A 13,891-nucleotide genomic window follows, 5' to 3' on the forward strand; every position below is an offset into this window, starting at 1 on the left:
CCACTGTGTTCACGGTGTCGCTGGGTGAGGACGGGGCGGAGCTCCGCCCGCTGGAACCCTGGCAGGCGGAAGAGTTCCTGGCACACATGGACCGGGCGCGCGGTCTTGTCGACCCCTGGATCCCGTTCGCCTCGGCGGCCACGGACCTCGCCTCCGCACGCGCGCTGCTCCAGCGCTACGCGGACAAGCAGGCGGCCGACACCGGCCGGATCTACGGCATCTGGCTGGGCGGCACGCTGGTAGGCGGCGTCCTGTTCCGGATATTCGAGGCCGGGACCGGGAACTGCGAGATCGGCTGCTGGCTGGAGCCTGCCGGGCAGGGGCGGGGACTGGTCAACCGCGCGTCGAGAGCCTTGATCGACTGGGCGTTCGACGTACGGGGCATGCACCGGGTGGAGTGGATCGCCTCCGCCGCCAACACCCGCAGCGTCGCCGCGGCCGAACGGCTGGGGATGACTCGCGAGGGAGTGCTGCGAGAGGCCTACCTGTACCGCGGAAAGCGTCACGACGAGGAGATCTGGGCCGTCCTGGCCTCCGAATGGCGTAAGGCACGCGGCTGAGACGTCCGGTGTTAAGGAGGTTCTCATACGGGACCCCTAGCGTGCGGCGAATGAACACCACCCCCTCCACTCCGACCACCGACGACACCGACGAGAAGAAGGCGGCGGACGGGACCGCCGCCGCACCGGACGTGACGAAGAAGGCCCGCACCACGGAAGACGCCGCTCCGGCCGATGCCGCACCGGACGTGCCGGCGTCGGACGTGACCGCGATGGACGTGGCCGCCACGGACGCGGCGGCGGAGGACGGCGTCGAGGTCGAGCTGGAGCCCGACCCCTACGACGAGGCCGAGGCCGCCGCGGCCGCCGGGGTCGGGACCGGAGCCGCCGCCGTCGTGGCCGCCGGGCTCGGCATCGTCTCGCTCTCGGGCGCGTGGACCGGCCGTGTCGCAGCCGAGCGAGAGACCCTGATCGGCCAGATCAAGACCTCCGGCGGCGGCGGCAGCGCCGCCCAGCAGATCTCCGAGCTCTACGGCGACGCCTGGCACAGCACCGCCCTCGTCAACGGGCTCTTCGCACTGCTCGCGCTGCTCGTCGGCGTCTTCGTCCTGGTCCGGCCGGCCTTCGGTACTCCCTCGCTCCGTCCGATGGCGGGCTGGGTCCGCTCCGTCGCCACGGCGGGCATCGCGCTCGGGGTGCTCGGTCTGCTGATCTCCGTGGGCATGTACCTCGATCTCTTCGTCGCCCTGCCGTCCGCTGCCGGGGGCTGAGTCCCAGGAGGAAGCCGGCTAAGGCATCCGTCACCCGGGCCTAAGGCCCCCCACCCGCAGAGATGCGGCACTCGCCCGATGTGGCGGCAACCCCTGGCGGACGAGAGTGGGGGCACGGCAAGAAGCCGTGCCCCCACTCTCGTTCCGCACCAGGGAGAACACCGTGTACGAGTACGAACTCCACCAGCTCACCGTCGCCGAGCTGATCCGCAGGGCCGAGGAGCAGCGCACCGTCCGCCGGGCGGTTCTCGCCCGCCGTGCCGCCCGCCGCGCAGGACGCCACGACACCGAGGGGCGGGTGGGGAAGAACCGGAGCTGGTTCGTCCGCGCCGCGTAGCGATGGACGTCCGGCGAAAATCGGTCGCGGGGGTGTCGTACGCGTATGCGATGCTCGGCGACGTGGAGACCAACACCGTCAGCCCCGTCTTCGTCGGCCGAGCCGGTGAGCTCGCCGCGCTCACCGATACGCTCGCCCGCGCCGCGGGCGGAGAACCGCAGGCCATGCTCCTCGGTGGCGAGGCGGGTGTCGGCAAGACCCGGCTGGTCGAGGAGTTCATCACTGCTGCCTGCCGTCGCGAAGCCGTCGTGGCGGTCGGCGGATGCGTGGAGATCGGGGCGGAGGGCCTTCCCTACGCCCCGTTCGCCACTGCGCTCCGCGCCCTGCGCCGGGCGCTGCCCGAAGAGCTGACCGAGGCACTGGCGGGACAGGAGGGTGAACTGGCCCGGCTGCTGCCCGAACTGGGCGAGGCCGACCGGGCTCCGAACGACGAGCACGGCACCGCCCGGCTCTTCGAACTCGCCGCCCGGCTGCTGGAACGCGTCGCGGCGGCCCGTACGGTCGTCCTCGTCCTGGAGGACCTGCACTGGGCGGACGCCTCCACACGCCATCTCCTCGCCTACCTCTTCCGCACCCTGCGCAGCGGGCGCCTCGTCGTGATCGGCACGTACCGCGCCGACGACGTCCACCGCCGCCATCCACTGCGGCCGCTGCTCGCCGAGCTCGACCGGCTTCGCACGGTCCGCCGGATCGAGCTCGACCGCTTCAGCCGCGCCGAGGTGGGCCGGCAGCTCACCGGGATCCTCGCGATGGTCCCCGACCCGGCGCTGGTCGACGACATCTTCGAACGGTCCGACGGCAACGCGTTCTTCGTCGAGGAACTCGCCCGCAGCGTGGAGTGCTGCGGCGACAGCTCCGGACTCTCCGACTCGCTGCGTGACCTCCTCCTCGTACGCGTCGAGGCGCTTCCCGAGGACGCCCAGCGGATCGCCCGGATCATCGCCGAGGGCGGTTCCACGGTCGAGCATCCGCTCCTCGCAGCCGTCGCCGGCCTCGCCGAGGACGACCTCGACGAGGCGCTTCGGGCGGCGGTCGGCGCCAACCTGCTGCTGCCCGCCCCGGACACCGACGGGTACCGCTTCCGGCATTCCCTGGTCCGCGAGGCCGTCAGCGACGACCTGCTGCCCGGCGAACGCACGCGCCTCAACCGCCGTTACGCACAAGCGCTGGAGGGGGACCCGTCGCTCGTACGCACCGACGAGCGTGCCGCACGCCTCGCCAGCTACTGGTACGCCGCCCACGACGCGGCCAAGGCGCTGCCCGCCGTGCTACAGGCAGCGGTGGAAGCCAGGAGCCGCTACGCGTACAGCGAGCAACTCCGGCTGCTGGAAAGGGCAATGGAACTCTGGGACGACGTCCCCGACGCCGTACGGGCGACGCTGCGGCCTCTCGACCACGCCGAGGCCTACCCCGGCTGCGGCTGCGAGCCGGGCGCCGATCCGCTCCGCTATCTCGACCTGATGGCCGAGGCCACGGTGGCCGCGCGCTTCGGCGGAGACCGCGAACGGGCCCTGACCATAGCGAAGAAGGCCCTGCGCATCCTGGACGACGGCGGGGACCCGCTGCGCGCCGCGTGGTTCTGGGTGCAGCGTTCCCTGATGATGCAGAGCCTCTCCCGCGGTGACGGCCGGCAGGAGCTGGCCACCGCGGAGGACCTGGTACGGGGGCTGCAGCCGTCCGCCGTGCACGCCGACGTCCTCGCGAACGTCGCCAGCTGGGGCGCCCTGCACCGGCCCGGACCCGAGACACTGGTCGCGGCCGACCGGGCGGTGGAGTACGCCCGGCTCGTCGGCGAGGAGTCCATCGAGCTGCAGGCGCGGCTCACCCGTGGCTGGCTCACGATCGACGCGGGCGACGTCGAGGACGGCCTGGCCGAGATGTACGCCGTCCGGGACCGCTCCGAGGAACTGCACCTGGTGGGCGTGATGAGCCGTGCCGCCATCAATCTGCCCTCCTCACTCGAATCCACCGGCCGTTCCCTGGAGGCGGTGGCGGCGGCCGACCACGGCATCGAGATCTGCCACCGTCACGGACTCCCCGAGTCCGAGGCCTGGGTACGGGCCAACCAGGCGCAGTCACTCTTCTCACTGGGGCGCTGGGACGAGAGCCTGGCGGCGGCGGACGCGGCGGCGCCGCTTGCCCGGTCCCGCAAGTCGAACGGGCTCGTGGCCGCCCGGCGCACGGATCTGGCCCTGGCCCGCGGCGACTTCGAGGAGGCGGAGGAGCAACTGGCCCTGAACCGCCGGCACCTCGGCCTCCACGACCCACAGCCGCAGCACCTGATCTGCCCGGTCCGGCATGCCATGACCCTCGCCGCCCAGCAAGGCAGGCTCCCCGAGGCACGGGCCATGTTCGAGGCGCAGTCCGACACCGGCCTGCCGACGGGGACCCAGCGGTACTCCTTGCCGCTGCTCCACGCCGCCGCCGAGATGGAGGCCGACGCACGAGGGCTGCCCGCCACGGATCCCGGACGCCCGGCGGTCCTCGAACGGGTCCGGGGCCACCTCAAGCGTCTGCCGATGCTCGTGCCCGTATGGGCCGCCTACGGTGTGCTGATCGAGGCGGATCTGGCCCGCGCGGAAGGCGCGGACACCCCGGAGCACTGGTGCCGGGCCGCCACAGCCTTCGCTCCGCTCCAGCGCCCCTACGAGCTGGCACAGATCCGCCGCCACTGGGCGGAAGCGATACTCACCGCCTCCGGCGACCGGACGCCCGCGGCCGGACTTCTGCGCGAGGCCCACGCCGTGGCGCTCCGGCTCGGCGCGCGGCCGCTCGCGGAAAACATCGAGCTGCTGGCAGGCCGGGCACGGATCGTGCTTGCCGGGCCGGGCGGCGCGGCCGAGGACGAAGCGGCGCAGCCGGCCGAAGCCGACCCGGCGGTGGACGCGATCGAGTCGTTCAGGCTGACCTCGCGGGAACAGGAGGTGCACCGGCTGGTCGCGGCGGGATACACCAACCGCCGGATCGCGGAGGAGCTCTACATCTCTCCGAAGACAGCCAGCGTGCATGTGTCCAACATCCTGGCCAAGTTGAGCGTCTCCAGCCGTGGCGAGGCGGCCGCTCTGGCGCACCGCTTCCGGCTGTACACGGTGGGGTGAGACGAGGTCAGGGGCGGGGTGGGACCTGGTTCAGGGGCTGGTCCCGGACCGCAGCGGGACCAGGTCGGCGGCTGACCCGTGGCGGGTGGGGCCAGGCTCAGGGGCCGGTTCGTGGCCAGGTGCAGGGGCTGGTTCCTGGCAGGGCGAGGCGAGGTCCGGCGCGCCGCTCTCAATCGCCGGACCGGCCCGCATCCGGCCGGTCCCGGCCGCTGCCCGGCCGAGTGCGCTCCCGCGGATCGTCCTCGGGCCCCGTCCCGCCGTCGGGCCGCCCGGCCTCGGGCGGTGGGTGGCGGAGCGTCACCTTGCCGGAGGTGAGGTCTATCGGGCCACGCGCCGGATCGCCGATGCCCAGGTCCACCCGGCTCAGCTCCAGCCGCTTCTGCTCCTCGGCCGTGTGCTTACGGCCGGGCGCGAACAGTTCCTCGAAGAAGTTGAACACCGCTGTGCTCCCTCCGTCGTCCCCGTCCTCCGGTGCCCGTACGGCCGGCCGGTCCCATGGCCCCGGCCGACGGCTACCGCACCTTCAGGAGCAGGATCCGGTCGTCGCCCGACTTCACCGTGCCACGGCCGTCCGTGTTGCTCGTGACCAGCCACAGCTTGTCGCCACCCGCGGCGAGCACCGTGCGCAGACGGCCGTACTTCCCCTCCAGGAACGCCTGGGGGGCGGCCAGAGGTTCCCCGTCGGCTTTGCCCGTGAGGGGGATCCGCCAGAGCCGCTCGCCCCGCAGCCCCGCCATCCAGACCGATCCCTCGGCATAGGCGATCCCGCTCGGCGAAGCCTCGGAGGTTTGCCACTGGGCGACCGGGTCGACGAATCCCGACTTCTCCTCCTTGCCCTCGGCATCGGGCCAGCCGTAATTCTTGCCCGGTTCGATCAGATTCAGCTCGTCCCACGTGTTCTGGCCGAATTCCGCAGCCCAGAGACGCTTACCGCTGTCCCAGGCCAGGCCCTGGACATTGCGGTGCCCGTACGAGTAGACGAGCGAATCGGCCTCGGGATTGCCGTGCACAGGCTCGCCGTCGGGCGTCATCCGCAGGATCTTGCCCGACAGGGACGACTTGTCCTGTGAAAGGCCGGTGTCGCCCGTCTCACCCGTGCCCGCGTACAGCATGCGGTCGGGTCCGAAAGCGATACGCCCCCCGTTGTGGATGGAACCCTTCGGGATACCCCGGAGGATGGTGTCCGGAGCCCCCAACTGCTGCCCGGCGGGCTTCTCCTCGTCGTACTGAAGGCGGGCGATGCGGTTGTCGGACTCGGTGGTGAAGTAGGCGTAGATCAGATGGTCCGCGCCGAAGGTCGGGGCGACGGCGAGGCCGAGCAGACCGCCCTCACCCGCGGGCGCGACCCCCGGCACCGAGCCCAGCAGGGTCTTCTTGCCGCTCTCCCCGTCGATCCGGGTGATCGTCGCTTCGTCACGTGAGGCGACGAGCAGGTCACCGCCGGGCACTGCCGCGAGCCCCCACGGAGACGCGAGGCCGTCCGTGAGCGTCTTCACCACTTCGACCGAGCCCTTGGCCGGTGGCAGGTCCGCCGGCGGGGATGCCGAGGCCGTCGGCGCGGACGTGGCGCTCGCCGGGGGAGTGGAGCCGTCCCCACCGGCAGCCCGGCCGTCATCGGACGAGCAGGCGGTCAGCAGGAGAGAGGCCGAGGCGAGCAGGGCCACTACCCCCTTGCGCAGCACGGGAGTTTGCACAGCACCGATCCTTTCGACGGTCGGACGACTACTGTTCTTACACCGACGCTCCGACTCGGGTTCCCGATCTTCGCCGATTCTCCCGCCGCGGAGCCGGTTCCACGATCCGATTCCCACGGCCCCACGATCCGATTCAACGGTTCGGGGGCCCGTTCCCATGATCTACCGCCGGTCCCACGGTCCGCAGGGCCCCACGCCCCAAGGCCGGGTCCCACGGTCCGCAGGCCCCACGCCCCCAAGGCCCGGCCCCACGGTCCGCGGATCAGTCCCACGATCCGCGGGCCCGGGGCAGCCCGGCTATCTCGGCCAGATCCTGGTCCGTGAGCACCAGCCCCGCCGCTCCCGCGTTCTCGACGGCCCACCGCTCACGCTTCGCCCCGGGCACGGGCACCACATGGAGGCCCTGCCGCAGGACCCACGCCAGGGCAACCTGCGCCGGAGTGGCGCCGTGCCGCTCCCCGATCCTGCGCAGCCCCGCCACCACCGGCTGGTTCGCCGCCATCATCTCCGCGGTGAAGCGGGGGTGCCTCGCCCGTGGGTCATCCGGTTCGAAGCCCTGCCCCGGCTTGAGCGTGCCCGTGAGGTAGCCGTTGCCCAGCGGCATCGCCGCCAGCACCCCCACCCCCCGGGCCGCGCACCACGGCAGGAGGTCCTCCAGCGCCTGGGGCGACCACACGGAGAGCTCGGCCTGGACCGCGCTGACGGGAAAGACCTGCTGTACCCGTTCCAGCTGGCGGATGGTCCCGTCATGCATCCGAGCCCCCGGGCCGCGGCCGGCCCGGGCGCCCACCGCGCACAGCCCGAGCGCCCGCACCTTGCCCGCCGTCACCAGGTCCGCCATGGCGCCCCAGGTCTCTTCGACCGGCACCTCGGGATCCGCCCGGTGCAACTGGTAGAGATCGATCACATCGGTCTGGAGCCGCCGCAACGAGGCGTCGCAGGCCCGGCGGACGTAGCCGGGGCGCCCGTTGGCCACGATGTGCTGATCACCCACCAGCAGACCGCACTTGGTGGAGAGGAAGGCCTCGGAACGGCGGCCCTTGAGCGCCCGCCCGACGAGCAGCTCGTTGGTGAAGGGCCCGTACATGTCGGCGGTGTCGAGCAGTTGGACGCCCGCGTCCAGCGCGGCGTGCACCGTCCGCACCGAGCGGTCCCCGCGCTGCTGCGACGTGCTGTAGGCCCAGCTCATCGGCATACAGCCCAGCCCGACCGCACCCACGGCGAGCACCGCCGCACCGATAGTCCTGCGCTCCAACTCCCCGAACCCTCCCTCGGTCCCGTGATCACGGGGCCACCAGCACCCCAAAGTAACCTCTGTGCCTCCGCGCCCTTCGCATAGCCTCCTGACCATGACTTCCGCATCTGCCACCGACGTATGGCTGCCGTTCGACGCCGACGAGATCGAGGGCCTTCCCGAAGGTCTCAACTATCGCTTCTGGGACGGCGGCCGGGACTACCCGGCGGACCCCTCGGACTGTGCGTTCTATGTCGTTCCGTACATGAAGGGCCCGGAGGTCGCGGTCCGTCCGCTCCAGGAGATGCGAGCGGTCCAGGTCGTGCAGACCCTCTCCGCGGGCATCGACCACGTGCAGCCGGGGCTCGGTCTGCTGCCCGCCGGGGTGCGGCTGTGCAACGCCAAGGGGGTGCACGAGGCCTCGACGGCCGAACTCGCCCTGGCCCTGGTGCTCGCCTCGCTCCGAGGGTTCCCCGGCTTCGTGCACGGCCAGGACAAGGAGGAGTGGCGGTCCGGTTTCTATCCGGCACTCGCCGACAAGTCCGTTCTCGTTGTGGGCTACGGATCGATCGGCGCGGCCATCGAGGACCGGCTCGAACCCTTCGAGTGCGCGCGGGTGGTGCGCGTCGCACGCTCCGCACGGGCAACCGCACGCGGCCCCGTACACGCGATCGAAGAGCTTCCCGCTCTGCTTCCCGAGGCCGACATCGTCATCCTGTCCACTCCGCTGAACCCTTCCACACAGGGGCTGGTGGGCCCCGGCTTCCTCGCCGCGATGCGGGACGGAGCGCTGCTCGTGAACGTCGCGCGGGGCGCCGTCGTCGACACGGCCGCCCTGCTTTCCGAACTCGAGTCCGGCCGGCTGCGCGCCGCGCTCGACGTGACCGACCCCGAACCCCTGCCCGCAGGTCACCCGCTCTGGCATGCTCCCCACACCCTGATCACCCCCCATGTGGGCGGCAGCACCTCGGCGTTCCTGCCGCGCGCGAAGCGGCTCCTGACCGGACAACTGACCCGCTTCGCCGCGGGGGAAGCGGTCGACAACCTCGTGCTCACCACCGGCTGACCACGCTCCGGAGCCGCCCGGCCGCACCGCGTTCCGGTAATGCGCCAGATGGTCACGGAGAGTAGAGAAGCTATGTCCCTGAGTGACGACTCTGGTGTATCGTCCACAAGAGGGCAGCGCCGTGGAAGGGATGGCGCCGGGGAGGAAGCGGAACGCGAGGGGGCGACGGGCGATGTTCGGCCAGTGGAGAGACGATCCGACGCGGCAGGGCGGGCAGGAGAGGCCCGCGGCCGCGAGGGCGCCAAGGTCTGCCCGAGGGGCTCTCCGGTGAGCGCCCTCGGGGCCCTGCTCTCCCGGCAGCCCGCCTCAGGGCGAGCTGTGGGGCTGCGCTCCCAGCTCGTCCTCGCAGCCGTCTGCTCCGGATACGCCGTGGGGGCCGCCTTCGGCTGGGGGTCGCCCGGAGTCGCTCTGTTCATGGGGGACTTCGGCCTCAGCGTCGCCGCCCTGATCGCCGCGGTGTCGTGCTTCCTCTACGCCCGCACCAGCGACGCCCGGTTCCGGCCCGCCTGGCTCCTCTTCTCGCTCTCCTCGGCAATGGCCGCCGGTGGCAACGCGGTCTGGGGGTGGTACGAGGTGGTCCTCGGGCGCTCGGTGCCCACGCCTTCCCTCGCGGACCTCTTCTTCCTCTGCTTCGCGCCGCCCGCCATCGTGGGACTGCTGGTCCTGGCCAAACGGCCCGTCACGCGGGCCGGATGGGTCTGCCTGGTGCTCGACGCGTGGCTGATCGGCGGATCCCTGCTCACGCTCTCCTGGAGCCTCGCGCTGGCCCACACCGCGCATGTCGCGAACGCCGCGGGAGAGAGCGTGGCCCGGGCCGCGCTCTCGCTCTCCTATCCGCTGCTGGACATCGTGCTGGTGTCCATGGTCCTCGCACTCCACTTCCGGCGGGTCAACGCGAACCGCTCCGCGGTGCACACCGCCATCGCCGGCCTCGCCCTGACCGTGCTGTGCGACGCCCTGTTCACAGCCCCGCTGCTCCGCTCGGCGTACCACTCGGGCCAACTGCTGGACGCGGGCTGGTTCGCCGGTTCCCTGCTCCTCGCCTACGCGCCCTGGGGCGCCCGTAGAAGCCAGGACAACGCTGTCGAGCCCTCCTGCCCGGATCCTCCTGCCGCGAGCCGTCCGATCGCCGGATCCCTCGCCGCGCTCACGCCCTATCTGGCAGCGGCGGTCTGCACCCTCGGCATCCTCTACAACGTCGTGGAGGGCCGCAGGGTCGACCGGGTCGTCGTCCTCACCGGCTGCACGGTCGTCCTCGCCCTGGTCCTGCGGCAGGCCATCATGCTCCTGGACAACATCGCGCTCACCCAGGAACTGGCCCAGAAGGAGAACCACTTCCGCTCCCTGGTCCAGGGTTCCAGCGACGTCATCATGATCGCCGAGCCGAGCGGGGTGCTCCGCTACGTGAGTCCCGCGGCGGCCGGGGTCTACCGGCGGGACGCCGAGGACCTCGTCGGTGCGGAGCTGTCGTCGATCATCCATCCCGACGACCTCGGGGGGGTGGTCCACGAGTTGCGGCGCTTCCTCGCCGCACCGGCCCGCGAGGAGCCCACCACGCGGATCGAATGCCGCTTCGGATCGGGCACGGGCGACTGGCTCCACGTGGAGTCCACCGTCAACCGCCACCAGGGCGGCCTGCTGCTCAACAGCCGGGACGTGACGGAGCGGGTCAGGCTCCAGGCGCAGCTCCAGCACAACGCGGAACACGATCCGCTCACCGACCTGCCAAACCGGGCCCTCTTCACCACCAGGGTCGGTCAGGCGCTGGGCGGCCGCCGGGCCGGGGATCCGGGGACCGCCGTGCTCTTCATCGACCTCGACGGCTTCAAGGCCGTCAACGACTCCATCGGCCACCAGGCGGGCGACGAGCTCCTCGTCCAGGCAGCCCGCCGGCTCCAGGAGTCCGTGCGCGCCTCGGACACAGCGGCACGGCTCGGGGGCGACGAGTTCGCCGCGCTCATCGTCGGCGACGGCACCCGTGACCAGGCCGCCCGGGAGTGCCAGGTCCATGAGATCGCCGACCGGCTGCGGCTCAGGCTCTCCCAGCCCTACAGGATCGGCACCGGTGAGGTCCGGGTCGCCGCGTCCATCGGAGTCGCCTTCGCCGAGCCCTCCATCACGCCCAAGGACCTCATGCGCAACGCCGACCTGGCCATGTACCGGGCGAAGGCCGGCGGCAAGGACCGGGTCGAGCTGTACGCCCCCCAGATGCAGGCCGACGTCGTGCGCCGATCCGAGCTGGCGGCGCGGCTCCGCACCGCCCTGCGCGACGGCGAATTCGCCCTGCTCCACCAGCCCGTCGTCCACCTGGCCAGCGGATCGATCGCGGCCGTCGCCGCCCAGGCACGCTGGCGCTCCGCCCAGGGCATCCTCTTCACCCCCGCCGAGTTCCTCCGCGTCTCCGAGGGCAGCGACCGCGCCGCCGAGCTCGGCACCTGGATGCTGGAGGAGGCCGTCGAGCAGGCCGCCGAGCGGTCCAGGGCGGGGCATCCGGTCTCCGTCTCCGTGCGGGTCTCCGCCGCCCGGCTCCTGGACCGTGCCCTGCCGCCGGGGTCCGTCGAGGCGCTCCTGACCCGGCACGGACTGCCGTCAGGTGCCCTGATGATCGAAGTGGCCGACAGCGACCCCCGGATCTCCTTCGACGAGCTGGAGCAACGGCTGGTCGCGCTGCGCCGGCTCGGTGTCCGGATCGCACTCGACGGCTTCGGCAGCGGGTACGCCGCGGTCAACGCCCTGCGCCGGCTCCCCATCGACGTACTGAAGCTGGACCGGTGCCTGGTGGAGGGGGTCGTGGAGTCGGCGAGGCTGCACAAGATCACCAGTGGGCTGCTCCGCATCGCGGGAGACCTCGGCATGCAGTCCGTGGCCGACGGCGTGGACGGGCCCGAGCAGGTGCGTGCGCTGCGCGCCATGGGGTGTACGCACGGCCAGGGAATGGCCTTCGCCGGGCCGCTGGACGAGTACCGGCTGCGTCGCACCCTGATCCGGGGGAAGTATCCCGTCCCGGGCACGGGTCCAGGACCTCAGCCGGTGCTCGCGGGCGGCGCGATCCCGCTCCAGGGGCGCTCACATGATGAGACTCCCGTCCCACCCACTTGACACCGTATGCGTGCCGGAGAGAGGGTCAATGCCATGCGCACCCGAATTCTCGTACTTGGAAAGCGCGTCGGCTGAAGCAGGGTCACTCATGGACACCTTGCAGACCGCACCGGCGCGCTCCCCTCGCTTGCCTCACGGCACGAGGGGTTTTTTGTTGCACCGGGACCTTTCAGAACCCCATGAAAACACCGCATAAACCCTCAGCTTCGAGAAGAGAATGCCGATGACCGAGCAGGCCACCGGGGCCCAGCACCCGCAGCCGCGGGCCCGTAACGGCGGACCGTCCTCCGCCTCCGTTGAGCACCTCACGGGCGCGCAGTCCCTCATCCGTTCTCTCGAGGAAGTCGGCGCCGACACGGTATTCGGCCTTCCCGGCGGCTGCATCCTTCCGGCGTACGACCCGCTGATGGACTCCACCCGGGTCCGTCACATCCTGGTCCGCCACGAGCAGGGTGCCGGTCACGCGGCCACCGGTTACGCGCAGGCCACCGGCAAGGTCGGCGTCTGCATGGTGACCTCGGGGCCCGGTGCCACGAACCTGGTCACCCCGATCGCCGACGCGGCCATGGACTCCGTGCCGCTGGTCGCGATCACCGGCCAGGTGGCCTCGGCCGCCATCGGCACGGACGCCTTCCAGGAAGCCGACATCTGCGGCATCACGATGCCCATCACGAAGCACAACTTCCTGGTCACCCGCGCCGAGGACATCGCGCACACGGTCGCCGAGGCCTTCCACATCGCCTCCACCGGCCGCCCGGGACCGGTCCTCGTCGACATCGCCAAGGACGCTCTTCAGGCGAAGACGACCTTCAGCTGGCCGCCGACGATGGACCTGCCCGGCTACCGCCCGGTCACCAAGCCGCACGCCAAGCAGATCCGCGAGGCCGCCAAGCTCATCACGCAGGCCAAGCGTCCCGTGCTCTACGTCGGCGGCGGCGTCATGAAGGCCGGCGCCACCGCCGAGCTCAAGGTCCTGGCAGAGCTCACCGGAGCGCCCGTCACCACCACGCTGATGGCGCTCGGCTCCTTCCCCGACAGCCACCCGCTGCACGTGGGGATGCCCGGCATGCACGGTTCGGTCACCGCCGTCACCGCGCTGCAGAAGGCCGACCTGATCGTCGCGCTCGGGGCCAGGTTCGACGACCGTGTCACCGGCAAGCTGGACAGCTTCGCGCCCTACGCCAAGATCGTCCACGCGGACATCGACCCGGCCGAGATCGGCAAGAACCGCGCCGCCGACGTCCCGATCGTCGGCGACGCCCGCGAGGTCATCGCCGACCTCGTCCAGGCGGTCCAGGCGGAGCACACCGAGGGCAACACCGGCGACTACGGCGCATGGTGGAAGGACCTCAACCGCTGGCGCGAGACCTACCCGGTCGGCTACGACCTGCCGGAGGACGGCAGCCTCTCGCCGCAGCAGGTCATCCAGCGCATCGGCGAACTCGCCCCCGAGGGAACGATCTTCGCGGCGGGCGTCGGCCAGCACCAGATGTGGGCCTCGCACTTCATCCAGTACGAGCAGCCGGCCACCTGGCTCAACTCCGGCGGCGCCGGAACGATGGGTTATGCCGTCCCGGCCGCGATGGGGGCCAAGGCGGGCATGCCCGAGCGCGCCGTCTGGGCGATCGACGGCGACGGCTGCTTCCAGATGACCAACCAGGAACTCACCACCTGCGCGCTCAACAACATCCCGATCAAGGTCGCGATCATCAACAACGGCGCGCTCGGGATGGTCCGCCAGTGGCAGACCCTGTTCTACAACCAGCGGTACTCCAACACCGTGCTGCACTCCGGCCCGGACGCCGACGGCAACGCCGCCAAGGGCACCCGCGTGCCGGACTTCGTCAAGCTGTCCGAGGCCATGGGCTGCTACGCGATCCGCTGCGAGGACCCGGCCGATCTGGACAAGGTCATCGCCGAGGCCAACGCCGTCAACGACCGCCCGGTCGTCATCGACTTCATCGTCCACGAGGACGCCATGGTGTGGCCGATGGTCGCCGCCGGCACCTCCAACGACGAGGTCATGGCAGCGCGCGGGGTCCGCCCCGACTTCGGCGACAACGAAGACGACTGAGAGACAGAGAGAGACCGAC

Annotated in this window: 10 protein-coding genes; 7 read left to right on the forward strand and 3 right to left on the reverse strand. The window is 71.4% G+C overall.

Annotated elements, in window-relative coordinates:
• Positions 1–5 precede the first annotated feature (5 nt).
• From HED23_RS07320 to HED23_RS07335, 4 genes are all read left to right on the forward strand, one after another.
• Positions 6–560 (forward strand): GNAT family N-acetyltransferase, encoded by a 555-nt coding sequence (locus tag HED23_RS07320; protein ID WP_203182601.1) that lies wholly within the window; start codon positions 6–8, stop codon positions 558–560.
• A gap of 50 nt (positions 561–610) precedes the next feature.
• A complete protein-coding gene (locus tag HED23_RS07325) occupies positions 611–1,270 on the forward strand; it encodes a hypothetical protein (RefSeq protein WP_386464001.1) in 660 nt (219 codons plus the stop codon).
• A 127-nt stretch (positions 1,271–1,397) separates the two neighbouring features.
• A complete protein-coding gene (locus HED23_RS07330; RefSeq protein ID WP_203187771.1) occupies positions 1,398–1,607 on the forward strand; it encodes a hypothetical protein in 210 nt (69 codons plus the stop codon).
• 50 nt (positions 1,608–1,657) lie between these two features.
• Entirely contained in the window at positions 1,658–4,705 is a 3,048-nt protein-coding gene (locus tag HED23_RS07335) for a helix-turn-helix transcriptional regulator (protein WP_238442251.1), read from the forward strand.
• A 169-nt stretch (positions 4,706–4,874) separates the two neighbouring features.
• On the opposite strand, the gene HED23_RS07340 is transcribed toward HED23_RS07335, so the two are convergent.
• The 3 genes from HED23_RS07340 to HED23_RS07350 all read right to left on the reverse strand — a co-directional run bounded on the left by HED23_RS07340 (position 4,875) and on the right by HED23_RS07350 (position 7,618).
• Positions 4,875–5,144, reverse strand: a complete 270-nt coding sequence (locus HED23_RS07340; protein ID WP_203182604.1) for a DUF6191 domain-containing protein — start codon at positions 5,142–5,144, stop codon at positions 4,875–4,877.
• 73 nt (positions 5,145–5,217) lie between these two features.
• Positions 5,218–6,399, reverse strand: a complete 1,182-nt coding sequence (locus HED23_RS07345) for a PQQ-dependent sugar dehydrogenase (RefSeq protein ID WP_238441870.1) — start codon at positions 6,397–6,399, stop codon at positions 5,218–5,220.
• A gap of 262 nt (positions 6,400–6,661) precedes the next feature.
• Positions 6,662–7,618, reverse strand: coding sequence for an aldo/keto reductase (locus tag HED23_RS07350; protein WP_203187395.1), 957 nt, complete (start codon positions 7,616–7,618; stop codon positions 6,662–6,664).
• 130 nt (positions 7,619–7,748) lie between these two features.
• On the opposite strand from HED23_RS07350, the gene HED23_RS07355 reads away from it, so the two are divergent.
• The 3 genes from HED23_RS07355 (at position 7,749) to HED23_RS07365 (ending at position 13,872) form a co-directional block, all read left to right on the forward strand.
• The gene (locus HED23_RS07355; RefSeq protein WP_203182606.1) at positions 7,749–8,699 is read left to right on the forward strand and encodes a 2-hydroxyacid dehydrogenase; all 951 of its coding nucleotides are present in this window, start codon (positions 7,749–7,751) and stop codon (positions 8,697–8,699) included.
• A gap of 267 nt (positions 8,700–8,966) precedes the next feature.
• Positions 8,967–11,798: a putative bifunctional diguanylate cyclase/phosphodiesterase gene (locus HED23_RS07360; protein ID WP_203182607.1), complete on the forward strand. Its 2,832-nt coding sequence runs from the start codon at positions 8,967–8,969 to the stop codon at positions 11,796–11,798.
• Positions 11,799–12,015: 217 nt separating this feature from the next.
• Positions 12,016–13,872: an acetolactate synthase large subunit gene (locus HED23_RS07365; RefSeq protein ID WP_203182608.1), complete on the forward strand. Its 1,857-nt coding sequence runs from the start codon at positions 12,016–12,018 to the stop codon at positions 13,870–13,872.
• Positions 13,873–13,891: the final 19 nt, after the last annotated feature.

The sequence above is a fragment of the Streptomyces pratensis genome, from assembly GCF_016804005.1.
Lineage (GTDB): Bacteria > Actinomycetota > Actinomycetes > Streptomycetales > Streptomycetaceae > Streptomyces > Streptomyces pratensis_A.

What these genes read in the sequence shown, in the direction of transcription:
- HED23_RS07325 (WP_386464001.1), top strand. Translation starts at nt 611, where the DNA reads ATGAACACCACCCCCTCCACTCCGACCACCGACGACACCGACGAGAAG.
- HED23_RS07335 (WP_238442251.1), top strand. Translation starts at nt 1,658, where the DNA reads ATGCTCGGCGACGTGGAGACCAACACCGTCAGCCCCGTCTTCGTCGGC.
- HED23_RS07355 (WP_203182606.1), top strand. Translation starts at nt 7,749, where the DNA reads ATGACTTCCGCATCTGCCACCGACGTATGGCTGCCGTTCGACGCCGAC.
- HED23_RS07365 (WP_203182608.1), top strand. Translation starts at nt 12,016, where the DNA reads ATGCCGATGACCGAGCAGGCCACCGGGGCCCAGCACCCGCAGCCGCGG.